Source organism: Natrarchaeobaculum aegyptiacum (genome assembly GCF_002156705.1).
Classification (GTDB): Archaea; Halobacteriota; Halobacteria; order Halobacteriales; family Natrialbaceae; genus Natrarchaeobaculum; species Natrarchaeobaculum aegyptiacum.
In genome coordinates this window covers 2,363,126-2,389,510 of record NZ_CP019893.1, presented here as the reverse complement: position 1 = coordinate 2,389,510, position 26,385 = coordinate 2,363,126, and the positions used below count along the sequence as shown (strand labels likewise).

Sequence of the window (26,385 nt, the reverse complement as noted above, 5' to 3'; positions counted from 1 at the left end):
GAATTCAGGCACTGACACGATCGTCCGCATGGAGAAAGTATATCAGTCGCAGTCCCTTCGAAACAGGTACTGAACAGAGTTCTATGAGCAACGATACGAACGTTGACGACCCTCCCGAAGACACGGACTCGACGGGCGAGGCCACACTCGAGGCCGAACAGTCCGAGCAGTCCCAGCGGGACGAACGGGAGTCCGACGGCGAGCGGTCGTCCTCCGAAGCGGGCGGAGACCCCGACGTCGCGGGTGGTGACGCCGAAGCCGGTGGTGACGGCGACACCGCAAGCGGCGGCCGTGATAGTGACGGCGACGGTGGTGACGAGCCAATCGACGAGTTCCGTCCGGGAGACGACTCGAGCGACGAGGAGATCGAGACCGTGGAGACGGTCGACGACCTAGGGAGTTCGGTCGACGTCGATCCGGGCGTCGAAATCGACGAGGAGAACGCCGAAGACGACATGCTCGGTGGCCTCATGGTCGATTCGACGGCCGACATCGAAGTTCCGGATCGACTCGTCGATCAGGTCATCGGGCAGGACGAAGCGCGGGACATCATCATCAAGGCCGCAAAGCAACGACGCCACGTGATGATGATCGGCTCGCCCGGGACCGGCAAGTCGATGCTGGCGAAAGCGATGAGCCAGCTGCTACCACAGGAGGATCTCCAGGACGTTCTCGTCTACCACAACCCGGACGACGGCAACGAACCCAAGGTTCGGACCGTCCCCGCCGGAAAGGGCGAACAGATCATCGAGGCCCACAAGGAAGAAGCCCGCAAGCGCAACCAGATGCGCTCGATCCTGATGTGGATCATCATCGCGATCATCGTCGGTTACGCGATCATCACGGGCCAGATTCTCCTTGGCATCCTCGCAGCAGGTATCATCTGGCTGATCTTCCGGTACACCTCCCGTGGCACCGACGCGATGGTGCCGAACATGATCGTCGACAACGGCGATCAGCGCCAGGCCCCCTTCGAGGACGCCACCGGTGCCCACGCCGGCGCGCTGCTGGGCGACGTCCGCCACGACCCGTTCCAGTCCGGCGGCATGGAGACGCCGTCTCACGACCGGGTCGAACCGGGCGGCATCCACAAGGCCAACAAGGGCGTGCTGTTCGTCGACGAGATCAACACGCTCGACGTCCGTACTCAGCAGAAGCTGATGACGGCCATCCAGGAAGGCGAGTTCTCGATCACCGGCCAGTCCGAGCGCTCCTCGGGCGCGATGGTCCAGACCGAACCCGTCCCCTGTGACTTCGTCATGATCGCGGCAGGGAACTTAGACGCGATGGAGAACATGCACCCCGCACTCCGCAGCCGAATCAAGGGCTACGGGTACGAGGTCTACATGGAGGACACCATCGAAGACACCCCCGAGATGCGACGCAAGTACGCCCGCTTCGTCGCCCAGGAGGTCGAACGCGACGGCCGCCTGCCACACTTCACCCGCGACGCCGTCGAGGAACTCATCCTCGAGGCCAAGCGCCGGGCAGGCCGCAAGGAACACCTCACGCTGCACTTCCGCAACCTCGGTGGACTGGTCCGCGTCGCCGGCGACATCGCCCGCGCCGAGGACAAGGAGTTCACCGAACGCGAAGACGTCCTGCAGGCCAAACGACGCTCGCGATCGATCGAACAGCAACTCGCCGACGACTACATCGAACGGCGCAAGGACTACGAACTGCAGGTCACCGAAGACGGCATCGAAGGTCGCGTCAACGGACTGGCCGTCATGGGCGAAGACAGCGGGATCATGCTCCCGGTCATGGCCGAGATTGCCCCCGCACAGGGTGGCGGTCAGGTAATCGCCACCGGTAAACTCCAGGAGATGGCCGAAGAATCGGTCCAGAACGTCTCGGCGATCATCAAGAAGTTCTCCGACGTCGACCTCTCGGAGAAGGACATCCACATCCAGTTCGTTCAGGCCGGCCAGCAGGGCGTCGACGGCGACTCCGCTTCCATCACGGTGGCGACGGCCGTCATCAGCGCACTCGAGGACATCCCGGTCGACCAGTCGGTCGCGATGACCGGTTCGCTGTCGGTCCGCGGGGACGTCCTCCCGGTCGGCGGCGTCACCCACAAGATCGAAGCCGCCGCCAAGGCCGGCTGTGACACCGTCATCATCCCAAAGGCCAACGAACAGGACGTGATGATCGAAGACGAGTACGACGAGATGGTCGACATCGTCCCCTGCTCGAACATCAGCGAAGTGTTAGACGTCGCCCTGATGGGCGAACCGAAGAAAGACTCGCTGGTCGACCGACTCAAGTCGATCACCGGCTCCGCGTTCGAGGGGAGCCAGAGCGCCGTCGGCGCCGGCGGCTCGAGTCCGAGCCCCCAGTAGATACCGATGCCACAGTGGACGGCGTTCGCGGTGATCTCGGGCGTCGTCCTCCTCTTGTTGCTCGTTCTCTCCCATCTGACACAGCAGACGTTCGACACCGACGCTGACGCCGACAACACCGGCTCCGATTCAGAGCACGCTGAACCGTTCGACGGCACCCCGTTCGAGTCGGCGACCGCCGAGTCGGACGCGAGGTCACCTGCCGAGACGGCCAGTTCCCCGGAGACGGTTCCCGACCTCGGGTTCGATTCCAGCGAGCGTCGAGCCGACGTTCCCGGCGAGCCCGACACCGGGACTGAGACAATCGATCGAACGGACGCAGACACGATCGATCCGTCGGAGGTGTCGACGGCGATGCTGCTCGCGAACGTCGCCGCCTCGCAGGGGCTGTTCGCGTTGGTACTGATCGGTGCCGCACTCTACACCGGCGTTCCGGCCTCGGCGCTCGGACTCGAGTTCTCGTGGGCTGCCCTCGAGGCCGGGCTCGTCCTCGGGACGGCCGCCGGCCTCGTCCTCTACGTCGCGAACGAAATTGGCGCGTCACTGGCGACCCGCTTTGGCTTCGATCACGACGAACAGCTTCGAGAGATGCTCGCCCCCGACTCCGGTCGCGGGTGGGCGCTCTTGCTCGGCGGCGTCCTGCCGATCATCGCCATCTTCGAGGAACTGCTCTTCCGGGCAGCGCTCATCGGCGTACTCTGGGCCGGCTTCGGCATCGACCCGTGGCTGCTCGCGGTCGCCTCCTCGATCGCGTTCGCCCTCGGCCACGGCATGCAGGGCTCTGTCGGCGTCGTCGTCACCGGCCTGCTCGGGTTCGTCCTCGCGGCCATCTTCGTCGTCACCGGAAGCCTGCTGGTCGTGATCGTCGCTCACTACTGGATCAACGCCCTCGAGTTCGTCGTGCACGAAGGGCTCGATCTCGAGTGGGCGAAGTCCCTCGAGGGGTAACGTCGGTGACAACCCTCGAGAACTAAGGTGGCCGAGACGGTCGAATCGGATATGAACGGTTCAGAGAGGGGACGCCAGGGCAGCGGGATTCCACAGCGCGTCCACCAGTTGATCGTCGCCGGTATCGTGGTCTACTTTCTGCTGTACGGTGCGTTCGTGGTCACCGACCACGTGTACGCGTTCTTCGCCGCGGAACTCGTCTTCGGCGTGATCGCCGTCGGACTCGGTGCGACGCTGTTCGGGATCGCCGACGGTGAGGTCGGGGCCGAACTCGCCGCTGCCGTGTTGCTCGTCGTCGGTGGTATCGCCCAGTTTTCGTTCCTGCTGACGTTCGAGCCGATCCTGTCGACGGTCTCGTCAGTTGCAGTCTTCGCGGGCGTCGGACTGTACGTTTACACGGTCTGGGTCGGCGAGTGAGGCCGAGACTCAGACGATCTCCTCGAGTGCCTCGAGACTGCGCAGTTCGTAGGTCGGTCGGTGGTCACCCGGGCGCTCGGTGCCGTCTGCGAGCCACGCGGAGTCGAGTCCCATCGCGTTGGCACCGGCGATGTCCGCATGCAGACTATCGCCGACGTGGATCGACGCCGCTGGCTTCGCCGCGAGTTTACCCAGTGCGTACTCGAACGGCGTCGTGCTCGGCTTCGGGTCGATTCCCGCACCCGGGTCCGTATACACTCGCACGTCGAAGGCGTCGGCGATGCCGAGACTCTCGAGCTTCTGGACCTGTCGGGGCCGCTCGCCGTTCGTGATCAGGCCGACTCGAGCCCGGTCGCGGGCGTACTCGAGCACCCGTTCGGCACCGGGGCGAAACTGGACGGCCGTCGGGTCGGCCGTCTCGAGGTAGCTGTCGGCAAGCGTGGTGGCGACGTCGGTAGCTGGGCGGTCGGTCTCGGGTTCCCCGTCCGATCGCTCGAGGACCGTCTCGAACAGGGTCACGTAGAACTCCCGGTCGGAGTCGGCGCTGGGAACCGACGGGACGAGCGCCCGCAGATCGTCGTGGGTACAGAAGGGGTCGTAGCCGGCGCTGTCGAATGCCGACTCGAGGACCGTCTCGGGATCCTGCGTCGGTTCACAGAGCGTCCGGTCGAGATCGAAACAGACCGCGTCGTAGGCTGCCATTCGGTTACGACCCGTAGGGGCGCGTGCATGCTGAAGGTTTCGCCGGTCGGATGCCGGACTCCCGGGATCGGTGTGATTATTTTCACCGCGGCCCCTGTCGGGGGTATGGACCTCGTCAAACGCGTCCACGTCGCCGCCCTCGGCTACGAGTTCGACCGAATTCTCGAGCCGATCCGCGACCAGCGTGCGGACCTGGTCTACCTGCTCGCAGACGCAGCCGGGAACGTCGACGCAGATTACCACGACCCGCTCCGGGACGAACTCGAGGAGATCGTCCCCGAGGTCCGGACCCGGGAGTGCGATCTCACGGACGTCTACGCCGTGCTCGGGGACGTGACGACGATCGCCTCGAGACACGCCGACGACGTCGTCGCGGTCAACGTCTCGAGTGCGGGCCGGGTGCCGGCGATCGGGATGACGATGGCCTGCATGGACGTCTCGACGAACGCCCACCCCTACTACGTCGAGCCCGAATCCTACGCCCACGACCCGACGGAGATTCCGACGACCGCGGGGGTCGAGGACGTCCAGCAGTTGCCGATCTACCCGATCGACTCACCGACGCCCGACCAGGTCGCCATCATGGGCTTTCTCGCGGATCCGAGCGCGTGGGAAGGCTATCACGACGACCGGACGAGCCCGCCGATGAAGAAAGACCTCATCGAGTACGCTCGAGACGTCGGCCTCTCGTTCATGGCCGATCGACGGGCACCGGGCGACCAGCCCGGCGAAGACAAGGGTGCATTCAGGATCCTCGACACCCACGTTCTCGATCCCCTCGCCGAGGACGGCTACGTGACCGTCGAGTCGGTGGGCCGCCGTCGCGTGGTCGAACTCACCGACCGCGGTGCGAACGCGTTTCGCGCCTTCCGACACAAGCTCTCGGAGATCGACGAAATCGACGGCGTAGCGGGCGAGTTCGAGCACGAGCAGTGGGCAGACAGGGAGTGAACAGCCCGATCAGTTCTCTTCTCGATCCTCCTCGAGCGCGACCAGCGCGTACAGCGCCGACCCCAGCCTCGCCGCCTCGAGGTCGGCCTCGAGTCGCTCGACGTGGGACTCGAGTCTGTCTTCTTCGAGTGCGTCCGGGTCGTCGTTTCCGCCTGGCGACCATCGTGTGCGGCCGAGAAGCCACGGTGCCTCGGCCTCGAGATACGAGTCCGGAAGCTGGAGGGCGTCCGGACGACCGCGCCTCGCGGCGGCGAGCAGTTCGTGGGCCACGATCAGTCGCCGCCGAAGTGCACGGATTTCTCCTGCGTCAGCGGGTGGGCTCAGCCGGCTCGCGACGACGTCCGTCGCGGCGGCGACGTCGGCGGGATCGACTGGTCGGTCGGCGCTCGAGGCCAGCCACTCGGCCTCGAGCGTCGGACCGCGGCTCCGCCGGCTCGCGAGCCGGAACGCAGCGAGGACGGCCGCCGGTCGGCCGTACTCGCGCGTCGCCAGGTCGCCGGCAGCGTCGAACGCGGCTCGAGCGACCGGGGCGAGGTGACCGCACTCGAGCTGGCTGGCGACGTCGTCGATCGTCGGTTCCTCCGCCGGGGACAACTGGCACTGAGCCATATGAGAGTGAAGGGGCGAGCGTATATTATCAGCTTCTGAGAAAGTAACGATACGATCGTAACTATTCGAACCATTGTGAATGTCGGCACAGGGCAGCGATAGCCGAACTGGTGTAGATGCGTGCGAACGCGTGACGACCTGCACGATTCGCCACGTTCAAGCCGGTCCCCTTCGACCGGTGGAATATGACGCGATCTGTCTGGATCAAAGCCGACGACACCGTCGGCGACTGGGACGACCGTCGGGCGCGGATCACCGCCGCCCTCGAGGCGGGTGTCGACTGGGTGCTCGTCGACGAAGACGACGTCGCTCGCGTGCGCGAACTCGGCGATATCAACGTCGCCGCGTTCCGGACCGACGGCGACCTGACGCTGGTCGACGACGCGGAATCGGACGACGAACCGGCCCCCGAAGAGCGACCAGACGCCGTCGTCGTCGGCAAAGACGGCGAGGGCGACGGCACCGTGGACATCCCCGAGGACTTCTCCGGGTCGGCCGACCTGACGACGCTCCGCCGGGACGACGACCTCGACCGCGGCGCCTACGTTCGTATCCTCGGCAAAGAGTACGAGCGGTTCGCCGAGACTGCAGCCGAGGAAGCAGACCACACAATCGTCGTCGGCGAAGACTGGACGATCATCCCGCTCGAGAACCTGATCGCCCGCATCGGTGAGGAGACCGACCTCGTCGCCGGCGTCACGAGCGCCGAGGAAGCGAAGACGGCCTTCGAAACCCTCGAGATCGGTTCTGACTCGGTCCTGCTCGATTCGGACGATCCAGACGAGATCCGCAAGACCGTCGAGGTCCGTGACGAAGCCGAACGGGAGACCCTCGACCTGGAATACGCCGAGGTGCTCGAGGTCGAACGCGTCGGAAGCGCAGATCGGGTCTGTATCGACACGGGCAACCTGCTGGACCACGACGAGGGGATGCTCGTCGGCTCGATGTCCCGCGGGCTGGTCTTCGTCCACGCCGAAACAGCCGAGTCGCCGTACGTCGCCTCCCGCCCGTTCCGTGTCAACGCGGGAGCCGTCCACGCTTACATCCGCACGCCCGACGGCGGCACGAAGTACCTCTCTGAACTCCAGAGCGGCGACGAGGTCCAGGTCGTCGACACGAACGGCCACACACGCGAGGCCATCGTCGGCCGCGTCAAGATCGAGAAGCGCCCGATGTTCCGGATCGCCCTCGAGACCGACGACGGCGACCGCGTCGAGACGCTACTGCAGAACGCAGAGACGATCAAGGTCGCCACGAGCGAGGGCCGCAAAGCGGTGACCGATCTCGAGGCCGGCGACGATCTCCTGCTGTACTACGAGGACACGGCGCGTCACTTCGGCGAGGCTGTCGAAGAGAGTATCATCGAAAAGTAACGAGACTGGCGGACTGACGTGTCGTTTTCCCGACTGAACGTCGACCGTTCGTGAGTATCCTGCGACGGGTGTCAGAATCGACGATCGAACGTTACGAGTGAATCGGCTCCTCTTCGTCCGGGGCGGCGTCCTCGGTTTCGGGCCGCTCGAGGCGAGTCGTACACCAGTGACAGAACGCGAGGTCCTCGTCGAGTTCGCGCCCACATTCGGGGCAGGCTGGACCGTCCGTTCCATCGGGACCGTTCGGTCCGGGTGGGAACCCGAGCGCGCGAATGGCCGCGTCGACGGCGGCGAACACCATCACGAACGAGAGGACGAACTGGCCGACGGTGTCGATCTCCGTCGCGAGAAGCTCTGCACTCTCAGAAACCGAGCCGACGGCGGCCAGGTCGGCCGGCGGCGGGAGAAAGATCGCGAGTGCGGCAAAATACAGCCCGGCGAACAGCAGCGCCCGGAGCCAGTCGCGAATGAGTGCGTGCCCGGCCCCGGGGAGGAGTGCCGACAGGATCGCGGCCGCGAGCGCACGGAGCCATCTCATACGCAAACGCTAGGGAGAGACGACTGGTTAACATTCCGATTCTCGTCGCCGTCGCCAAGCCGGTGATTCGACGGCGGGGCGTTCTCACGAGCACCCGGTCACGGTCAGGACCACGAGCTGTGGCGCGCGTTTCCAACTGACGACGGCAAGTGCCCGTCGGTACTACGGGTCGGCCCCTCGATGGGCGTTCGCGCCAGCTCGGATCCACAGCGACCACAGTGGACCACCGTCTGCTCCGTCGACGATTCCGCGGACGCCGCCGACGGCGACGATTCGGCGATCGTGCCCTCGCAGTTCGGGCACGACTCGAGGAGCGTTCGCAGCGCCGTCAGCGCGGTCTCCTGCTGGTCTGCCTCGAGTGCACACCAGCCGGGTGAACGGTCGACGAGAAGCGGAGCCGCCGTCAGGTCGGCGAGGAACGCCGCCCGCGACGGCCAGACGCCGAGAAGGCCGTCATCGTCGGTCGCAGCGTACTGCGTCCCGATCTCACCGACGTCGACCACAGCGGGGTCGACAGCGAGCCAGTGGGCGAGGTGTTCCGGGGCGGTTCCCGACTGTCGGACCTCGTCGATCCGACGGTGCCACGCCCGCCGGAACGACCGCTCGAGGCGGAACTCGCGTTCTGCGGGGAGGTCGACGACGACGTCGAGCGGACGAAGGATCGAATCGACGCGGTCACGAGTGTGGTCGCTGTCCCGTTCGATGGTCGGTTCCGGCCTCGGTTCGTGAGATGGGGCGACCATCCGGCGGATCGACCCGAGCGCAGCGGAAAGGTGACCGAGCATGACCGGCCGGACCACGACCGCCACTATAGGTAGTGATCGATTACCGTCTGGAAATCCGTACTATCGGCCGGTTCTCGGTCGTCAGAAGTTCCCGGTCGGCAATATCCAGTGACGTTACTCGATGGTCACGGTCGGTTCGAAAGTCAGTCGATGGCGTACCACGGTGGGACCGAGACTGCACCCAGCGGGCTGGTGGCTGCGGCCGAGAGCGACCTGGTGCAGATATCCTCGTACTGCCCGGGACGTCGTTTCGCTGGCTGAACCGCGTTATCCATCAGAGCTTTGACTTGATTCGGCACACGTGGGCTCGACCTCGAGCGGCTGCTCGATCGTACGGTCCCCGCCAGTGACGGTCACGTCGACGAGTGCAGGCTCGGTCGACTGTCGACAGTCGATCGTCACCGCAACGACGTCACGCTCTCCCGGGTCGACTGTCTCTGGGGATTCGACATCGACGAGACCGGGAGCGTTCACGCCGGTCACGTGCACGGTCACGGGTTCCTCGATGCGATTGGTCACGAACACCTCTTCGACGCTAGTTCCGTTCTGATCGGACGCCGTAGAGGGTTGGTGCTCGATGCCGATCGCTGCGTCGGCGTCGTCGGCGATAGCCACGCCGAGCGATCGATCGAGGGTAACACTCGAGACGCCGGCAGTTGCACCGACGAGTACCAGACCCCCGACGAGGAGGAGGATGCCGATAACGAGTCTCGATCGAGTCACGGCGGCCCCCCGGACGCCGCAATCCTGTTTCGGCGTGTGGTATACGTGTGAACGATCGCGATCGTCGAGAACATTCCGAGGAGCACCGTGGCGAGTGCCATTCCCGAGAGGTTGGCGAACGGAGGGACCGACAGCCACGCGAGTCCGACGATCACCGCGGCGATACCAGTAAGCCAGAGGTACCACTGGTTCCAGTGGACGTCGTCCACAGGAGTGTACTCGAGGTACAGCTGGAACTCGCGTGCGTCGTCCGTGAGCTCGACCTCGCCTCGCGTTCGGTCATACTCGATCGCGCCGCTCGAGGCGAGTTTGGGGAGATGTGACTGCCGCAATGCGGTATACACTCGCTTTCGCTCCTTCCACGAGAGTTCGTCGGCGGGACGTTCGTACTCCCACTCGGAGAGAACGTCGACCAGCGTTCGCAACTGAACGCGGTCTTCTTCGTGGTGTTGCAGGAAGTGCAACACCCATCGTCGTCGCTGGTTACTCAGCGTCGTGAAGATCTGTTCTTTCTCGACGTGATCTGAATCCGGTTCGACTGCCTGATGCTTGTGTATCTGTCGTGAATCGGTCAATGGGATCCCCACCCCTTGTACGGCGTGAGACGGGAGCGAGCGTCTTAGCTATCAGTAACATACCACACCGAAGATGGTCATTTCTTGGTGAAAGAATTCGTTGTGTGAACAGCACTGTCGGATGTTGAGCGGGAAGGGGTAACGAAGTTTCCTCCCCGCCGTCGCTCGATTCATCAGTAAACAAGATAGTATTGACAGCGATTAGTTCCTCTATACTAAACTGACTGATTCCCTGTCGTTCGATCGAACGCGCCGACGCGCGCCTGTACCGATGAGAGGGTCGATCGACACCGGGTGGGGGATCGGAAGCCAGATAGCGGTGCTCCTGGCGATACTCGTCTGTGGAGCGCTGCTCGCGGGGAATATCCTCGGCGTGCCGATCCTGTTGAGTTACGTCGAGTCGGGGAGCATGGAACCCACGATCGAGACTGGCGACGGGTTCGTCGCGATACCCACGGCGGATGCTCGTTCCGTCGAAACGGGTGACGTGGTCGTCTTCGAAGCTGAAGAGGCCGATGGCGGAGGGCTCACGACCCACCGAATCGTCGACGAAACTGAACAGGGGTACGTAACTCGAGGTGACGCCAACCCTGTCACGGACCAGGACGCGGGCGAGCCATACGTGACCGACGGCCAGATCGTCGCGACCGCGATGCAGTTCGACGGCGGCGTCGTTACGATACCACACCTGGGAACGGCGGCGATGACCGTCTCCGCTGCACTGGCAACACTCCAGTGGCAGCTGGCGTCACTGCTCGGAACGGACGCAATTCTCGGTACGTCCGGCCTGGGAACTCTCCTGCTCGTCGGTGGGCTCGTGGTGATCGCGGCCTCATTTCGCTCTGGGGCACGTCGGCGGGAAGTCGGCTCGCGAACGCGGTCACGCCGAAACGTGTTCGACGCCAGACGAGTCGTCCTCGCCGTCGCGGTACTCCTCTTCGCAGTGACGCTGGCGACGACGCTCGCGATGTCGGGGTCGACGGAACTGGGTGTCGTCAGCGCCGAGTTCGATTCCGAACGGCCGGACGTCATTCCGGCCGGCGAGTCCGAGGTCCACACGTTCGAACTTCACAACGTCGGCGTCGTTCCCGTCGTCTCGATCGTCGAACCCGCCAGCGGTGGGATCGACGTCGACGGAGGACCGCACACGCTCGGTCACGGGGAGTCCGCGAACGCGACCGTCGAAATATCGGCACCAGACGAGCGGGGGTACTACCTCCGTTCGTTCGCCGAGTACCGGTACTTCGCCGTCTTGCCACCGCCGCTGCTCGCCGAGTTACACGCGATCCATCCGTGGGTCGCGACGACGGCGACGGCGACGGTCGTCACCGGCGTGTTCACACTTCCACTCGCCATCGTGGTCGGGACGGGATCGATCGCGGTCCGCGACCGCAAACGGTCGGACGGGCCGGGGAGCCTTCTGAGGTGACAGATATGGATGGACCATCACAGTATCACGGAGTGGGGCAGGTCGACAGCGGTCGACTCCCCAGGAGGTACCGACGATGAATACCGAACGAGCGATCGTTCGAGCTCGAACGGCACTCGACCAGTGGTTCGTGCTCGTCGTAATCGTCTTGCTCGCGGTGAGCCTGTTCGGCGCGTACGCGACGTACTCGAGTGCAGCCGAACAAACGGCGACCGAAACGAAGACGGTTGAGGCCTGGTCGACAACCGGCGGATTCGATCACGGTGCCACGGTCGAACGAGAAAACGAGGTGTTCGAGGTCGGATCCGAACTGACCGACCGAACCACCTACTTCACGTCGATCTCGCCAGCGCTCGAGGGTTCGTTCTGGTACACGTATCACGCCGAGGACGGTGACGTCGACGCGAGCCTCGAACTCGAACGCGTCACCCGATCCGTCGACGAAGACGGTGAGGAGGTCGTCGAACACTGGCGTGTCAACGAAACACTCGACACGGCAGCGGCCGACTCGTTCGAACCCGGTGAGGAACTCGACGCCTCCTTCTCGCTGGACGTCCAGGAGACGGCGAACGAGACGGATCGTATCGAAGAGAGTCTCGGGGGCTCGCCCGGAACCGTCGAGACGACCATCGTCGCGTCGGTCTCCAAAACTGGCGTCGTCGACGGAGACCCGGTCGATCGAACCGAGACCTACGAACTCGTCGTCGACACAGACACCGACGTGTACACGGTCGACGGCCCCGCTCACGAAGAGCGACCCGTCGATGAAACGGAGGTGGTCGAGACCGAACGGGAGTCCGTACTTCCCGCGCCACTCGGTTCGACGCTCCTGTTCGTCGTGTCGCTTCTCGCGCTTGGTGCTGTCGTCAGGGCAAAAGCGACCGACCGGCTCGCGCCGCCGGAGGACGAACTGAAGCGGGTCCGTCGTGAATACGAGCGTGAAACCTTCGACGACTGGATCTCACGCGGCTCGATCCTCGCGGACGAAGAACCAGACACCCGGATCGAACTCGAGACGCTAGAAGGGCTCGTCGATGTCGCGATCGACTCTAACGGACGCGTCATCGAAACGGACGACGACTTCGTCGTCGTCGACGGTGAGACACTGTACGCGTATGCGCCGTCGTCGGGGACCGACGAGGATGGCGAAGATGACAGTGGAGGGCCGGATGAAAGAGGTTCCCCGGACGAGACGGACGGCGACGATAGCGGTGTGAACGACGACGACAGCGAGAGGAACCTCGTCCCCGACGATCCGACCGGAGGCGATGGAGACGACGATGTGAACGACGACGGGACACACTCCGGTGACGGCCTCGATACCGGCGAAGCTGCGGACGCTTGCGAGTGACCGCACGTCTGCGGCCGGTCGGCATTCAACGCCGGCCGCCCAGGATGCTCAGGAATCGAGTTCGGCCGGCCGGTCACCGATGCCGTAGCGGTGCTGATTGAGATTGATATACGCGTGGGCAAGCGCGGAGACACCGAAGGTCAGCACGACGAACAGCGCCCAGGAAAGCCCGGACGCGAGCGAGAACGGATAGACGCCGACCATCGCCAGTGTGAGAACGCATACGTTGACGCCCGTGAGTCCGAGGTAGTACAACCCCCACGGGACGTCGATACCCGGAACGATGTCGAGGTAAATGTCGAGCTGGGCCGTCTCCTCCGTGAGTTTCACTTCACCGCGTCGAGCATCGTAGTCGACGAATCCAAGGTCGTCCATCTTGGGGAGGTGAAACTGATGCAACGCGGTCTGGACCCGCCGGCGATCCTCGGAAGCGAGTTCCGTGACGTCTTTCTCGAGTTCCCAGGCTGCGACGTGCTCGGACAACTGCCGAACCGACGTCGGTTCGGTTCCTCGCTGTCGTAAATAGTGAAAGACGAACCGGCGGCGGCTGTTGCTCATCACCTCGAGGATGTCGTCCTTCGAGAGTGTCATATCGGAAGACCGATCGGTACGGCTGTCGGATACCGCTTGCGAGTGTTTCATGCGTGACCCACCCCAGGTGATACTGGATTCGAACGAACCGTACGGTGAACCGTTCCTTCAGTAATTCCACGAACACGTGGTCGGCGTCGAGCCATCCCGACGTTTCTTCGACACAGAATCGGTGTGAGACTCGAAAAGTGAGTTTTCAGACCAACAGATGATCTGGCATCAGAACAGGTAGGATTTACGAGTAAACTGGTTGGAGTAGACGAACGATAGTTCACTGCTGGGATCACCAGCAGGTCGAACGCATCCACGGACGCTGTACTCGTTCACGGACGGAACGGGATTCCTTCGACACTCGAGTGATCTGGGAAGACCGGTTTAACGGGCCGATGTACGTGCCCGTTTGAATCCGCAAAGGGAGTTTCCGGATTCGTACTCGTTCGTTGCGAATCCCGGAGGTTCTATATTAATATCCTCGAACCGGCCGTGGACCGGAACACGCGTCGCCCCGCTCGAGGGCCGAACGGTGAGGCAATTCGGTTCCACGAGAGGGGACGACGCGGGAGCCACTACGAACCCATGGAACGACGCAAGTTCATGATCGGTGTTGGAAGTACAGCTATCGGAGCCAGCGCGCTCGTCGGCGCGAGCGCGTTTTCCGTCGTCAGTGCGGACCGTGACCTAGAAGTCGACGTTGCAGACGACGCGAGCGCGTTTCTTGCACTCGAACCAGAAAGTGATTACGCAACGACCGATAACGGTCAGATTCAACTCGATTTCACGAACTCTGACTACGGTGCAGACGGCCTGAATGAAAACGCGGATACGAGGTTCGATGCTGTGTTCTCGGTCAAAAACCAGGGATCCCAAACCATCAATCTCTACGTCAGTGACGACCACGAATCCGCCAGAGGCTGGGGTGAAAATAATCCACTTGGCATGTTCTGGTCGGAGAGTGAGGAGTTCGATGCCGTCATGTTACCCGATTCAGCGAATCCGGAAGGATTCGATTCGGAATCGCCAGAACTCGGCCCCGGTGATGAAATCTTCGTCCATATGATTTTCTACCTGCGAGATGCTTGGGAAGGCCTCGGCGATATCGACGATGTGTCGGGTGAACTGAAGTTCTACGCGGAGACGTAACTACCCTCGTTTTCGACGAGGATGAAGCATGAATAGACGCCAATTCCTCATCGGCGGTGGCGGGTTCGCGATCGGGGCCAGTTCGCTCATCAGCTCCGGAGCGTTCAGCGTAATCGGTACAGATCGAACGCTCGATGTCACCGTCGAAATGGATCCAGAAGCGTACCTCGCGTTTGACCTCGTTGATGAGGGTGGTCGAGCCTGGATCGACTTCAATCAAATCCGATTTGAATTACCCGGGATCCGCGAAGACGAATTCAACGGTACGAATCCTAGTGGCCTGGGTCGCGACTCCGTGTACGAATTCACCAACGACACCGCGGGACAAGCCGGTGATGGACTCTTCACTGTTACTAATCAGGGAACTCGAGTTGTCACTGTCCACTTCGACGTAAATGGCACCGACGGTCCGAATGTTGATGTATTCGACGTCGCAGACAGTGATCGCTCTGCAATCGTCGCTGATGATCCGATCGACCTCGAGACCGGAGCGGGATTCGCTGCTGGGTTGCGAATCGATACTCACGACGTTCAGGTCGGCAGCTACGGTCTAACGATGAATGCCGTCGCCGAGAAGAAGAGTTGAATCTGACTGGTCGGTAGATGAACCAGTCACTTTCGTTTTATTTTCAGGTTCGGTCAGTTCCGGAACAGATGCCGACTAAAGGGAACCTATAATCTCACTTCTGGGACTGTATACTTACCACCCAGGCCGAAATGGGTTTGTTCAAATCCGGCTCGAGCGGCCGACCGGAGAGATCACCGTGGACCGACGAACGATCCTGACTGGACTCGGCGGGCTTGGACTGGCGGGGATGGGGGGGCTGTTCCTCTACCGACGCTCGAACACCGAGGTCGTCTCGGACGACGACGAGACGACGGTACACCCGCCGGACGAAGATGGCGGACCGCCAGCGCCGCCGGGCAAAACGGACGCGGGACACGACGAGAACCGGATCGAACTCGAACTCGAGAAGCGGGGCGCACCCGATCGAGTGAACTCGGACTCCACGTCGTACTTCGACGATGTTTTCTTCATTTGCAACCGCGGGAAGGAGCCGGCGGAGGTGTGGCTCGAGACGACTCCTCGAAAGAACGGACGCGGCGAACCTGCCGTCCGGTTTCATCCGAACCGGAACTACGAGCAGTCGATCCGGGGAGACGGAAACGCAATCGAGATTTCGGCGAGGGAGTGCCTGTCGGTGAGCGTGACGACGCGAACGTACGGGCTGTCCGCTAACGAGGTACTCGTCGACCAGGTGCTGGTTCGCACGCACCGAAGGAAAAAGTGAGTGCGGGACCGGAATCGCGTGGCCTCGAGCGACGCGTAGGCCGGAGTCCGGTTGGCGGAAGGGCTCCTCGGTATCTCCGTGGATTCCCGAGGACGTTTCGGATTCCTCGTTCCGACAGGACGGGCGGGTACTGACGGTCGTTCAGAGAGGAGATAGTAGTGAGAGGTTTCGGCTCTTGCAATCGGAGTCAGTCGAGACTCCAGGAACCGGGTGCGGTCATGCACGTCGTCCCTGCAGATACTGCTGGCACCCCGTGGAACAACTGCTCGCGGTGTATACACAACTGTGGTCCCGTGATCGGTGTCGAGTGACGCGTCGAACGACCCTGGGGTGCCGGGACGACCCCACCACAGGACTATTCGATGCAGTACACGATGACCATGCAACGACGCAACTTTCTGCTCGGTGTCGGAAGTACCGCAATCGGAACCAGCGCACTCGTCGGTTCGGGTGCGTTCAGTCGCGTGGAATCCCAGCGCGACGTGAAGATCGCTGTGGCAGAGGACAAAGACGCGTACCTCGGGCTGAAGCCATGCGATACGAAACACGGTGACAATTTCGTCGGCGACGACGGTCGCGGTCACGTCACCCTCGACTTCGGGGCGAGCGGCAACGACGGCGACGGCGTCAACTCCGACTCCCGGACCTGGTTCGACAACGTCCTCAAGATCTGCAACCAGGGGAAAGCCGACGCGAACGTCTACGTCAGCAGCGATGCACTGGAAGACGCTGCTAACTTTCCGAAGGGAGTGAGCTCACACTACAAGGATCCGACCGACGTCGACGACGAGTTCCTCGACGAGTGGGGCAACGAGTGGCGACTCGCCTTCTACACCGGTGAAGCCGCCGGGAGCAGCGGCGACGAAAACCTGCGCTCGATCGTCGGGCAGGCGAACGAGTTCGAACTCCCTGTCGGGGAGTGCGAGTGTATCGGTGTGCGGGTGGTGACGAAAGACGTCGACGCGGAGAAAGCCGAGCACCTCTTCGACGGAACGATTACCATCACTGCCGACTCGCCGGAAGCCGGTTCCCGGGACGGAAAACACGACTAGAGCATCGTACAGATGAGTGAGACGATATGAAACGACGACCGTTCATCGCCGGCGTCTCCGGACTGGGACTCGGTGCGAGTATCGCCGTCGGTTCGGGCGCGTTCAGCCGCGTAGAATCCCAGCGCGCCGTCAGCGTCGCGGTCGCCGAAGACGGGGACGCCTATCTCGGCCTGACGCCGTGCGATACGAAACACGGTGACAATTTCGTCGGCGACGACGGTCGCGGTCACGTCACCCTCGACTTCGGGGCGAGCGGCAACGGTGGCAACGGCGTCAACTCCGACTCCCGGACCTGGTTCGACAACGTCCTCAGGATCTGCAACCAGGGGAAAGAGACGGTGTGCGTCTGGATCGGTGACGACAACTGGCCACGGCTCGTCGACGACGCGTACGATGCAGACTACTCGGAATACGACGGTGACCGCCGGGTCGATTTCTACCTCGGCGCAGACCGGGACCGGTCGATAGTCGGCGTGAAAAACGCCGTTTCTCTCGAGACCGGAGCGTGCGTGTGCATCGGTGTCGCGACCCTGACGAAAGGCCTCGAGGCAACCGACGAACTCCTCGACGACCTCGGGGAAGAGATCGTGATCCACGCCGATGCAGACTGCCCGAAAGAGCCAGAGCCGCCGGATCCGGAACCCGAAGAACCGCGAACACAGGGATTCTGGCGGAACAATCCGACGTCCTGGCCGGTCGACGAAATCGGTGTTGGTGGAGTTACATATTCGAGAGACGATGCGATTACAGTGATGAATCAGCCAGTCAGAGGCGACCAGACAGTGAACCTCTTTCGGCAGCTCGTCGCGGCGAAGCTCAACCGAGAATCGGGTGTCGAGAGTAACTGTATCGACGAGACGGTCGACGACGCCGATACATGGCTCGCGGACAACCCGGTCGGTAGCGGGGTCAGCGGAGGCGATCCGGTCTGGCAGGACGAGGGTGGGAGACTCAGGGACGAACTGGATGCGTTCAACAACGCCGGTTGTCCACTGGCCTGACGAGCCACCCAGCCGTCGTTCGAACCGAAGTGCTGTTTGATAGCACTAGCACCTCGTCGACCGCTATCGCCGGTCGAGTCAGGTCGTGTCCTACGTTTTTCCGAACGGCGTCGCTCGCTTTCTGTGGGTGAGCCGTCTGCGTGATCGTGGGAGCGCGAGCGGTGGTGGCGACAGAACGGTTTCCAACGTCACCAACCAGGATTCCTCGATCTGCACCAGCGTGATTTCGGTAATCGTCGGTAGGGCTGGTTCAGGTACTCTCTGAGACAGTGAATTGAGACGATTACCCAGTCAGCGTAGCCGCCATCACCCTTCTCGAACGCCGGTGCTGGCTCGCCAATGACAGCATCCGGGGACAAATCGACGCATCGGTCGGTGAACCGGGCGAGTTGAGACGGCATACTCGCCGCGTCCTCGCTCAACGTTACATAATCCCGGTCGAGACGTCAACTGAGCGGCGTCTAAACGTGGCCCGGAAAGAGTAAAACGAGCAACGAGGACGCCGTGTCGTACTCGTGGAGTTACTCGAGTTGCGAGACCAGCTCCGCGAGCGTCTCGAGATCGTACTGTCCCGGTGCGGTCGCCTCGGCTGGATCGACGGGCGCGTAGCCGATCCGCGAGCCGTAGACTGGAGCGACGGCTCGCGTATGGCTGCCCGCCTCGCCCATCGCCATCGTCGCCACCGTGTTGCCGTCGGTTGCGAGTTTGTGGGTGACAGCCAAGAGCGCGAGAGTATCGTCCCGATCCTTGGCGGTGACCGCGAGTTTGCCGACGTCGGCATGCTCACAGGCCGTCGTAAGCGTCTCCATCAGTTCGATTTCGTCGGGCGTCCCCTCGAAGTCGTGAGCCGAGGCGACGACGGCCACGTCTCGCTCGCGTGCCATCTCGAGCACCGCGTCGGCGTCGCCGGCCGTGATCGACTCGAGTTCGACGTCGATCGCCTCGACAGCTTCAATTGCGGTCGTCTCGGCAAGGTCTGTGAGCCGGTCGGCGTCGGTACCGTCGTACTCACCACCCTCCCAGGTCGGGCGGTTAGTCGCCAGAATGGGTAACTCGCCGTCGTAAGCTTTCAGGGCGGCGAGTGGCCCGTCGGCCATGTCCATCCGAAATTCAACGAGATCCGCATGCCCGCGTGCGCCGGGTTCGTCGGACAGATCGGCAGTCGCCGCGGTGAGGACGAACGAATCGAAGTCGATAGCCATGCACGAGATGTCGAAAGACAGGAGAAAAACGGTGTCGCTTCGTCGAGTACGATAGCCGAGACGATGGGGACCGCCGGCCCAGACCGACGGTAAAAGACCAGAACCCGTTTCAGGCCAGGCCGAGGGTCTCTTCGGCCTCGAGCAGTTCGTGGTAGCGGTTTCGAATCGTCACTTCGGAGATGTCCGCGACGTCCGAGACGGCCGCCTGCGTGGTCTTCTCGTTGGTCAGGAGGGCAGCGGCGTAGACCGCGGCGGCGGCGAGGCCGACCGGCGACTTGCCGCTGTGGACGCCCTTCTCCTTGGCGTTCTGGAGCAGGCTGCGCGCGCGGTGTTCGGCCTCGTCGGAGAGGCCAAGTCCCGACGCGAACCGGGGGACGTAGCTCTCCGGGTCGGCAGGCTGGACCTCGAGGCCCAGCTCGCGAACGACGTAGCGGTAGGTGCGGGCGATCTCGTTCTTCTCGACGCGGCTCACGTCGGCGATCTCGTCGAGCGAGCGGGGGACGCCAGCCTGACGAGCGGCGGCGTAGACACAGGCCGTCGAGACGCCCTCGATCGAGCGTCCCGGCAGGAGATCTTCGTCGAGTGCACGACGGTAGATGACCGACGCGGTCTCGCGGACGTTCGTCGGGAGTCCTAACGCGGAGGCCATCCGGTCGATTTCGCCAAGCGCCTGTTTGAGGTTCCGCTCCTTGCTGTCGCGGGTGCGGAAGCGCTCGTTCCACTTTCGCAGGCGCTGCATCTTCTCTCGCTGGCGCGAGCCCAGCGCGTTCCCGTAGGCGTCTTTGTTCCGCCAGTCGATGTTGGTCGACAGCCCCTTGTCGTGCATCGTGTTCGTCGTGGGGGCACCGACGCGGGACTTCTCGTTCTTCTCGGCGGCGTCGAACGCACGCCACTCGGGGCCGCGGTCGACGGAATCTTCCTCGACGACGAGCCCACAGTCTTCACAGACCGTCTCGCCGTGCTCGTCGTCGACGACGAGGTTGCCCGCACACTCGGGACAGGCAAGGTCGTCGTGTTCGCGTTCGGCAGATTCCTCTTCGGTCGTTTCGGGGTCGTTACGTCGTACTCTCGTGTTCGGTGATGCGTTGGTCATACGGTGGCGAGGACCGCCCGGACGACGGCCGCAAAAGTCCGGACGGAGTCGTTACCTACTCCGTTCCGAGACTCAAGGTTTAAAGCTTTCGAATTTCTCGCCAGTCACCGCTCGAAAAGCGGTAATTCGCAGGATCTGGTATGAACAATCAGAGGATTAAAGCAGAGGAGTGTCGGCGGCGAACGTGAATCCCAAAAAACGGGAACTCCAATTCCCGGCATGAACGTCGCAGTCGGAAGCACCAATCCCGTCAAAGTGGCCGCCGTCGAACGGACGCTCTCCCGCTACGAGCCGACAGTCACCGCCGTCGGCGTCGACTCTGGCGTGCCAGAACAGCCCCGTTCGATCGACGAGACCGTCGCCGGTGCCGAGAACCGGGCTGTTCGCGCGTTCGAAGCTACCGATGCCGACTACGGCGTGGGCCTCGAGGGTGGCGTCGCGGAACTCGACGGCGTACCGGGCCTCTCGCTCGTCATGTGGGCGGCAGTCACCGACGGACCCCGTCTCGAGTGCGGTGGCGGACCGACCCTTCGCCTACCGGATACCGTCGCCGAGCGACTCGAGGCCGGTGGCGAGTTAGGCCCCGTGATGGACGACCTGCTCGAAACCGAGGGCGTCGCGACGAGCGAGGGTGCTGCGGGTGTCCTCACGGACGGATTGACCGATCGGACGCGCGCACTCGGCGAAGCGGTCGCCTGCGCGTTCGGTCCGTTCGTCGTCGGTCACTACGAGTGACGTTCGGATGCCGTAATACGGCCTTACCGACCGGGAACGGTCAGTTTCAGTGACGGTCAGTGCCGAGAATGAATTAACCCGCTGTACCAACGAATGGTTTTCCAGCCAGTACTGGTCGATTACTCGGGTCGACAATCGCCAGACGGAGACGCGTTAACCTGACGTACCAAACCCCCTATTATCGGCCGTCCCGTTTCGACCAGTATGAGCACGGCAATGGCCCCCGACCTCACCACCAAACAACGCGAAATTCTCCAGTACCTCCGGGAGAACGCCGCGACGAAGACGTACTTCAAATCCCGCCTCATCGGCCAGGAGCTGGGCATGACTGCCAAGGAGGTCGGGTCGAACATCACCGCTCTACAGGAAGGCGACTACGACGTCGACATCGAAAAGTGGGGCTACTCCTCGAGCACCACCTGGAAAGTCTCCGTCTAGGCGGTCGAATTTTCACCACGGCGATCGATCGCACCGGCAGTCACCACGGGTAGACACACCGACCGATGCCCTGGGCTGGTGGACGCACCAAAAGCGACCGGGGTGGGTTCCGGCTAGCCAACTGTCACGGAGCGGTCCCGGTCCGCTTTCGAAGTGACTACGACGGATTCCTGCGCAGAAATCGACGCGAGCAACCGCTGCCGACCGCGGGCGACGGGGATCGGTCAGTCGCCGCCGTGGTACTCGAACAGGTCGTCGGCGCTGCGAGCGAACTCGGTCGCCCGGTCGCCGAAGGAGTCGGCGTAGCGCACCACCAGCAAGAGAACCGTCTCTGGGCGTTCGACGGCGTAACCGTCCTCACGGGAGAGGAGGTCTGCCGACTCGAGTTCGCCGGCGTACTTGCTGACCGTTGGTGCGGAGACGTCGAGGGCGTCGGCAAGGTCGCGAGCGCTGGCGTCGGGCCGCGCGAGCAGTTCGATCAGCATCCCGCGCGGGGTGTCCCGGCGAAGGTAGCCGAGCGCCTGCTTTTCGAACTCGTCGAACCGGCGGGCGAGGACGAATCGCTTGTAGTCGCCGTCGCGGTAGCGTTCGACGGCGTCGATGTCCTCGAGTCGGCGGAGGTGGTGCTGGGTCTCGCCGGTCCCGAGCTGGAGGTCGTCGCGGATCTTCGAGAAGTGAGCACCGGGCGTCCGCGAGAGGTAGCCTGCGATGGCGTCGCGGGCGTCGCTTTCACCCGTATCGGCCGAGGCCGACGCTGCGAGGCCGGAGCCAGCGAGCGAGGTGGCCCCGCCGAGGGCGGCAAATCGGCGCAGGGTCGCTCGCTTCTCGTCGTCGACCCCGTCGGGTGTCGTCATTGTGTCTACAGCCACGAACGGGACCACCGGTAAAACAGGTTTCGCTCCACTTCGATCTCCGATTCTGGAGTTTCAGGGAATCGAGACTGTCGGCTGGAGTGGCCGATTATCTGGACTGGTCTGACCCGGAGTCGGCGTCGACTGACTCGGCGCCGCCATCGGTCTGGAACTCCTGGTCCATCTCTTCGATGACCGCTTCCGGATCGGATATCTCGGCTGGATCGCCGCCTTCCTTGATCGCCTGGGCCTCCTGTTCCATCGCCTCGACGTCCATCTCGGCTTCCTGATCGATTTCGCCGATGATCTCGGCGATGTCGTCGAGTCCGATCAGTTCGCGGGTCTCCTCGTCGAAGTCGAGACTCTCGAGGGAGTCGACGTGCTCGCCGACGTCACTGCCCGAGAGGTGTTTGCCGTAGCGACCGACCATCGAGGTGAGTTCCTGTGGGAGGACGAACGTCGTCGACTCGCTCTGGCCGATCTGCTCGAGCGTCTCCATTCCCTGATCGATGATGGCACGCTCACCCATCGATTCGGCGGACTTCGCGCGCAGGACCGTCGAAATCGAGTCACCCTGGGCTTCCAGGATCTGACTCTGCTTTTCACCCTGTGCGCGGATGATCTCACTTTGCTTTTCACCCTCTGCTTTCTCGACGGCACTGCGGCGTTCACCCTGTGCCTCGAGGATCATGGCACGGCGTTTTCGCTCGGCGGAGGTCTGTTGCTCCATCGCACGCTGGACGTCCTTCGAGGGGTTGACCTCGCGGACCTCGACGCTCTCGACGCGGATCCCCCACTCGTCGGTGGGTTCGTCGAGTTCCTGACGGATGCGGGCGTTGATCTCCTGGCGCTTGTTCAGCGTGTCGTCGAGTTCCATGTCACCCAGCACCGCACGGAGGGTAGTCTGGGCGAGGTTCGAGACTGCCTTCTTGTAGTTGTCGACCTCGAGGAACGCCTTCTTGGCGTCCATCACCTTGATGTAGACGACGGCGTCGGCCGTCACGGGGGAGTTGTCGCGCGTGATCGCTTCCTGACGGGGGACGTCGAGTGTCTGGGTTCGCATGTCGAAACGATACGTGTTCGAGACGAACGGGGGAACGAAGTTGATCCCCGGCTCGAGGAGTTTGCGGTACTCGCCGAAGACGGTGAGGGCGCGTTTCTCGTACGCGTCGACGATTTCGATCGCGCTGAGTAACGCGGCAACGACCACGACCAGCACGAGCGCGCCGATGATGAGTAACGCACCACCTGCCGTCTGGAGCGGGAGGAGTTCTGCGACCATGTTCCCGTGTTACGGCGGTGACGTGAAAAGCGTTCCCTTGTTTCGTCGACATGTAGCGGCGGAACGAAGCGGTCAGTCGTCGAACACGAGCGAGAAGCGCGCAGCGAGACGGCACTCGCGTTCGGGCCTCGAGACGAACGGTAGTCGCTCTAGACGAATCCGACGGCGTCCGGCAGCGGCAACACGGGAACGATGAACAGCCCAGCGAGCGTGACCAGCCCGATCAGCACCGGGAACAGGATCACCGGGAAGTTCGTCTGGCCGAGCACGCCACCGAAATCACCGATCATGTTCGTCAGCTTGGGGGTCGAACTCATTCCCAGGATCCCCAGCTCGAGTGCGAACAGGATCACGGTCGCGGCGGCCGACATCATACAGAACGGGCAGATCTCGCCGATGACGCCCAGTTGCAGGTAGACGAAGTACGACGAGAAGACCACGCCGCTGGCGGTGATCGGCGTCAGGACCTTGATGATCAGCGGGTGCCGAGTGTCGAACCACCAGAGGGCGAGCCCGATCGTCGTCAGGTAGTAGAACCCGCCGAGGGTCGCGAGCGGAATACCGAGGACGTAGGCCCACGGACTGGTGATGACCTCGATGCTTCCCTGAACCGGTGCGTCCGCTGGAATCGCCGGGATGGCAAAGAGGTGAATTGCGGTCAGTGCGACGGTCACCAGCCAGCCCAGCACCGCCACGAGGGTGAAGACGCCGAACAGCGTCCCGACCCGGGGCGAGTACTCCCACTCGTAATCGAACGCAAGTGCGCTCGGGTTTTCGGTTGACATACAATACTGTGTTGCGCGACGGTCGACATAAGTATTGCGTTTACTCCCCAATACTAAACACAGCCACCATGGGGTGCTCTGCAGACAGAGAAATACCCCCCGTGATTCCCCATCGGTGTCACCAGTTTCCGGGGATGATGAGCGCCGAGATATTGCCCATACCACACAATATAGTCTGTCGTTCGTCGGCTCGAATCGTCCTACGGCCGGCTACGAGAGTGAGACGCGATTCGAGTCTGGAGCAAACGGTCCGTTTTCGACTCAACTGGACGGTGTCAGTCAGTTCCGTCGCGTGCAAAATTCGTGCGGTTCGGGGATCGGCTGATTCGAGGTCAGCGGTACGGATTCACGGAGGAGCCGAGAGACGTTCGTCTCAGTCCGACGGCTCCGTCTCACGTTCCCGGTCGTCGAGCGGTCGGCTGTCCGATTCGGCTTCACCGACGGGTTCGGTTTCGTCGGCTTCGCTCTCCCGTCTGGCTCTCGACTGGGCGTCGCGAGCGAGCGCGCGGTCGATCTCGTCGTCGGCGATCGCGTCGAGAGATTCGACCGTGAGCACGTTCCCGCCGCCGGGATCGAGGACGATGATCTCTTCGCCCTCCTCGATGGAGTCGCCGCTCGTTCGCGCGCTGTAGTAGGGGGCGAAGCCACCCTCGTCGAGTTTGACCTCGCCGTCGCGGCTGGTGATCGTTCGCGTCGCGTAGCCGGTCGCGCCCGCGAGCGAACTCGAGTCTTTGGTCTGGGCGGTCCCTTTGCCGCCGTAGAAGTCGAACTCGTGGTAGATGTAGGCCGCGACGAGGCCGATCCCCAGCGCCAGTCCGGCGAGGATGAACGGACTGGTGATCGGGAGGAAGACGCCGAGCAGTCCCGCACCGACCAGCGCGACGCCGACCACCACGAAGTTCGCACCCGGGGAGATGGCCTCGAGGGCCATCAGGACTAATCCCACGGAGAGCAACAGGAGTGGTACGTTCCCAGCGAGGGCCTCGAGCATAGACGGCCCTTGGTGCCGACGCCGATTAAATGTTTACGCGACAATCGGTCCGTCCGGAACTGCAGAGGGTCGCGTCGGCTGACCGTCCACGACGACGTTCACGTCGTGGTCGAACTGCTCGGCCTACGGCGAGCCGTTCGTGATCGTCGTGTGCGCCCCGATGAGCGCGCCCGCGAGGTCCATGTCCTCGAGCCGGGTTCCCTCGTCGATGATCGACCGACGGACGTCGGCGTTCTGGATCGTGGCGTCCGGGAAGACCACGGCGTGCTCGAGATGAGTGTCCTCGAGCGTTACGTCGGCCATGACGTGGACGTTCTCACCGATGGTCGCGTTCTCGAGAGTCGCCGACTCGTCGACCAGCGAGTCGCCGTCGAGGTGCCAGGCGACCGCGTCGAGGTAGCTCTCGGGAGTTCCGATGTCGAACCACGCGCCCTCGAAGGTGTAGGCGTAGGTCGGTTCGCGATCCTGGAGCCACTGGACGAACCAGCCAGGTTCGTCGGGGTTGTTGCCGTCTTCGAGGTAGGTCTCGAGCAGCGAGAGCGACTCCCGGGGGAACGCATAGCAGGCGATCGAGACGAGCGTCGAGTCGGGGTCGTCGGGTTTCTCCTGGAAAGAGACGACGCGATCGCCCTCGAGTGAGACGAGGCCGTAGGACTTGGCTTTCTCGCGCGAGCCGACGTCGTAGGCGGCGAGCGTCGGTGCCCCCTGTTCTTGGAAGTAGTCGACGAAGTCGGCGACGTCGAAACTGATGAGGTTGTCGCCGGCGATCACGAGCAGGTCGTCGTCGACGTCCTCGCGATCGATCAACTGGGCGAGCGCGCCGACGACGCCGAACTTGTCGGCCTCCTCGGTGGTTTCCTCGACCGAGAGTCGAGGTTTCTCGAACTCGCTCTGGGCGAGGTGCGCTTCGAACTCGGCGGCGAACCGCTCGTTCGTACTGACGTAGACCTCGTCGATCCGGTCGTCGGCCTCGAGTTCGGCGAAGATACGGTCGACGACGGTCGAGTCGCCGATCGGCAGGAACATCTTTGGCCGATGCTTGGTGATCGGCCAGAGCCGGGTCGCGTATCCGCCGGCGAGCACGACGGCTTTCATGTCGGCGCTTTCGCCGGCCCGCTGTAAGTCATTTGCCCTTTCAGCGATCGAAACTGCCTGCAGGCGCCGGCACCGGACGTCGTGGCGGCCGTCG

28 protein-coding genes and 1 pseudogene are annotated in these 26,385 nt (G+C 63.1%); 14 read left to right on the top strand and 15 right to left on the bottom strand.

The features are described 5' to 3' along the window. The first annotated feature begins 83 nt into the window (after nt 1-83). The 3 genes from lonB to B1756_RS11610 are packed head-to-tail and all read left to right on the top strand — an operon-like array spanning nt 84 to nt 3,707. The gene (gene lonB / locus B1756_RS11620; RefSeq protein ID WP_086888686.1) at nt 84-2,342 is read left to right on the top strand and encodes an ATP-dependent protease LonB; all 2,259 of its coding nucleotides are present in this window, start codon (nt 84-86) and stop codon (nt 2,340-2,342) included. Between the two features lie 6 nt (nt 2,343-2,348). Beyond that, nucleotides 2,349-3,290 carry a CPBP family intramembrane glutamic endopeptidase gene (locus B1756_RS11615; protein ID WP_086888685.1) on the top strand — a complete coding sequence of 314 codons (942 nt, stop codon included), beginning with the start codon at nt 2,349-2,351 and terminating at the stop codon, nt 3,288-3,290. A gap of 51 nt (nt 3,291-3,341) precedes the next feature. Then, entirely contained in the window at nt 3,342-3,707 is a 366-nt protein-coding gene (locus B1756_RS11610; protein WP_086890160.1) for a hypothetical protein, read from the top strand. Between the two features lie 9 nt (nt 3,708-3,716). Here the strand turns inward: B1756_RS11610 and B1756_RS11605 are convergent, their stop codons facing one another. Continuing rightward, nucleotides 3,717-4,409: an HAD family hydrolase gene (locus B1756_RS11605; protein WP_086888684.1), complete on the bottom strand. Its 693-nt coding sequence runs from the start codon at nt 4,407-4,409 to the stop codon at nt 3,717-3,719. Nucleotides 4,410-4,514: 105 nt separating this feature from the next. On the opposite strand from B1756_RS11605, the gene B1756_RS11600 reads away from it, so the two are divergent. Beyond that, nucleotides 4,515-5,360, top strand: coding sequence for an HFX_2341 family transcriptional regulator domain-containing protein (locus tag B1756_RS11600; RefSeq protein ID WP_086888683.1), 846 nt, complete (start codon nt 4,515-4,517; stop codon nt 5,358-5,360). 9 nt (nt 5,361-5,369) lie between these two features. Here the strand turns inward: B1756_RS11600 and B1756_RS11595 are convergent, their stop codons facing one another. After that, a complete protein-coding gene (locus B1756_RS11595; protein ID WP_086888682.1) occupies nt 5,370-5,969 on the bottom strand; it encodes a Rossmann-fold NAD(P)-binding domain-containing protein in 600 nt (199 codons plus the stop codon). Between the two features lie 185 nt (nt 5,970-6,154). On the opposite strand from B1756_RS11595, the gene B1756_RS11590 reads away from it, so the two are divergent. Continuing rightward, nucleotides 6,155-7,342, top strand: coding sequence for a 3-dehydroquinate synthase II (locus tag B1756_RS11590; RefSeq protein ID WP_086888681.1), 1,188 nt, complete (start codon nt 6,155-6,157; stop codon nt 7,340-7,342). A 91-nt stretch (nt 7,343-7,433) separates the two neighbouring features. On the opposite strand, the gene B1756_RS11585 is transcribed toward B1756_RS11590, so the two are convergent. The 4 genes from B1756_RS11585 to B1756_RS11570 form a co-directional block, all read right to left on the bottom strand. Further along, on the bottom strand, nt 7,434-7,880 hold the full coding sequence (locus B1756_RS11585; RefSeq protein WP_086888680.1) for a zinc ribbon domain-containing protein: 447 nt from the start codon (nt 7,878-7,880) through the stop codon (nt 7,434-7,436). A gap of 104 nt (nt 7,881-7,984) precedes the next feature. Beyond that, on the bottom strand, nt 7,985-8,665 hold the full coding sequence (locus tag B1756_RS11580; RefSeq protein WP_152031305.1) for a DUF8054 domain-containing protein: 681 nt from the start codon (nt 8,663-8,665) through the stop codon (nt 7,985-7,987). A 267-nt stretch (nt 8,666-8,932) separates the two neighbouring features. Further along, nucleotides 8,933-9,388, bottom strand: coding sequence for a hypothetical protein (locus B1756_RS11575; RefSeq protein WP_086888678.1), 456 nt, complete (start codon nt 9,386-9,388; stop codon nt 8,933-8,935). Continuing rightward, nucleotides 9,385-9,963 carry a DUF7344 domain-containing protein gene (locus tag B1756_RS11570; RefSeq protein ID WP_228434346.1) on the bottom strand — a complete coding sequence of 193 codons (579 nt, stop codon included), beginning with the start codon at nt 9,961-9,963 and terminating at the stop codon, nt 9,385-9,387. Before B1756_RS11570 ends, B1756_RS11575 begins: the two co-directional genes overlap by 4 nt. Nucleotides 9,964-10,234: 271 nt before the next feature. Between B1756_RS11570 and B1756_RS11565 the strand changes: the two genes are divergently transcribed. Both B1756_RS11565 and B1756_RS11560 read left to right on the top strand, forming a co-directional pair. Further along, a complete protein-coding gene (locus tag B1756_RS11565) occupies nt 10,235-11,392 on the top strand; it encodes a signal peptidase I (RefSeq protein ID WP_086888677.1) in 1,158 nt (385 codons plus the stop codon). 76 nt (nt 11,393-11,468) lie between these two features. Further along, nucleotides 11,469-12,743, top strand: a complete 1,275-nt coding sequence (locus B1756_RS11560; RefSeq protein WP_086888676.1) for a DUF5305 domain-containing protein — start codon at nt 11,469-11,471, stop codon at nt 12,741-12,743. A 48-nt stretch (nt 12,744-12,791) separates the two neighbouring features. Here B1756_RS11560 and B1756_RS11555 read toward each other — a convergent pair whose 3' ends face one another. Further along, nucleotides 12,792-13,334, bottom strand: a complete 543-nt coding sequence (locus B1756_RS11555) for a DUF7344 domain-containing protein (protein WP_086888675.1) — start codon at nt 13,332-13,334, stop codon at nt 12,792-12,794. 576 nt (nt 13,335-13,910) lie between these two features. Here B1756_RS11555 and B1756_RS11550 point away from each other — a divergent pair. From B1756_RS11550 to B1756_RS11530, 5 genes are all read left to right on the top strand, one after another. Then, complete coding sequence (locus tag B1756_RS11550) at nt 13,911-14,474, top strand: DUF1102 domain-containing protein (protein WP_086888674.1); 564 nt, start codon at nt 13,911-13,913, stop codon at nt 14,472-14,474. 28 nt (nt 14,475-14,502) lie between these two features. Further along, nucleotides 14,503-15,060: a hypothetical protein gene (locus B1756_RS11545; RefSeq protein ID WP_086888673.1), complete on the top strand. Its 558-nt coding sequence runs from the start codon at nt 14,503-14,505 to the stop codon at nt 15,058-15,060. Between the two features lie 178 nt (nt 15,061-15,238). Then, entirely contained in the window at nt 15,239-15,766 is a 528-nt protein-coding gene (locus B1756_RS11540) for a hypothetical protein (protein WP_086888672.1), read from the top strand. Nucleotides 15,767-16,128: 362 nt separating this feature from the next. Then, entirely contained in the window at nt 16,129-16,818 is a 690-nt protein-coding gene (locus B1756_RS11535) for a DUF1102 domain-containing protein (protein ID WP_228434345.1), read from the top strand. A gap of 26 nt (nt 16,819-16,844) precedes the next feature. Beyond that, a complete protein-coding gene (locus B1756_RS11530) occupies nt 16,845-17,819 on the top strand; it encodes a hypothetical protein (protein WP_086888671.1) in 975 nt (324 codons plus the stop codon). A 230-nt stretch (nt 17,820-18,049) separates the two neighbouring features. Here the strand turns inward: B1756_RS11530 and B1756_RS11525 are convergent. From B1756_RS11525 to B1756_RS11515, 3 genes and pseudogenes are all read right to left on the bottom strand, one after another. Next, a pseudogene (locus B1756_RS11525) lies at nt 18,050-18,220 on the bottom strand (IS5/IS1182 family transposase); the annotation flags it as partial. Nucleotides 18,221-18,340: 120 nt separating this feature from the next. After that, on the bottom strand, nt 18,341-19,021 hold the full coding sequence (locus B1756_RS11520; RefSeq protein WP_086888670.1) for a type I 3-dehydroquinate dehydratase: 681 nt from the start codon (nt 19,019-19,021) through the stop codon (nt 18,341-18,343). A gap of 109 nt (nt 19,022-19,130) precedes the next feature. Further along, entirely contained in the window at nt 19,131-20,114 is a 984-nt protein-coding gene (locus B1756_RS11515; RefSeq protein WP_086888669.1) for a transcription initiation factor IIB, read from the bottom strand. Nucleotides 20,115-20,333: 219 nt separating this feature from the next. Between B1756_RS11515 and yjjX the strand changes: the two genes are divergently transcribed. Next, entirely contained in the window at nt 20,334-20,849 is a 516-nt protein-coding gene (yjjX, locus tag B1756_RS11510; RefSeq protein ID WP_086888668.1) for an inosine/xanthosine triphosphatase, read from the top strand. Nucleotides 20,850-21,053: 204 nt separating this feature from the next. After that, a complete protein-coding gene (locus B1756_RS11505; protein ID WP_186336454.1) occupies nt 21,054-21,287 on the top strand; it encodes a DUF7123 family protein in 234 nt (77 codons plus the stop codon). Between the two features lie 224 nt (nt 21,288-21,511). On the opposite strand, the gene B1756_RS11500 is transcribed toward B1756_RS11505, so the two are convergent. From B1756_RS11500 to B1756_RS11480, 5 genes are all read right to left on the bottom strand, one after another. Beyond that, nucleotides 21,512-22,141 (bottom strand): winged helix-turn-helix transcriptional regulator, encoded by a 630-nt coding sequence (locus tag B1756_RS11500; RefSeq protein ID WP_086888666.1) that lies wholly within the window; start codon nt 22,139-22,141, stop codon nt 21,512-21,514. A gap of 106 nt (nt 22,142-22,247) precedes the next feature. Beyond that, nucleotides 22,248-23,420, bottom strand: a complete 1,173-nt coding sequence (locus B1756_RS11495) for an SPFH domain-containing protein (RefSeq protein ID WP_086888665.1) — start codon at nt 23,418-23,420, stop codon at nt 22,248-22,250. Nucleotides 23,421-23,569: 149 nt separating this feature from the next. Next, nucleotides 23,570-24,205, bottom strand: coding sequence for a vitamin K epoxide reductase family protein (locus B1756_RS11490; RefSeq protein ID WP_086888664.1), 636 nt, complete (start codon nt 24,203-24,205; stop codon nt 23,570-23,572). Nucleotides 24,206-24,578: 373 nt separating this feature from the next. Further along, the gene (locus B1756_RS11485) at nt 24,579-25,196 is read right to left on the bottom strand and encodes an NfeD family protein (protein ID WP_086888663.1); all 618 of its coding nucleotides are present in this window, start codon (nt 25,194-25,196) and stop codon (nt 24,579-24,581) included. 123 nt (nt 25,197-25,319) lie between these two features. Next, on the bottom strand, nt 25,320-26,291 hold the full coding sequence (locus B1756_RS11480) for a nucleotidyltransferase family protein (protein ID WP_086888662.1): 972 nt from the start codon (nt 26,289-26,291) through the stop codon (nt 25,320-25,322). Nucleotides 26,292-26,385: the final 94 nt, after the last annotated feature.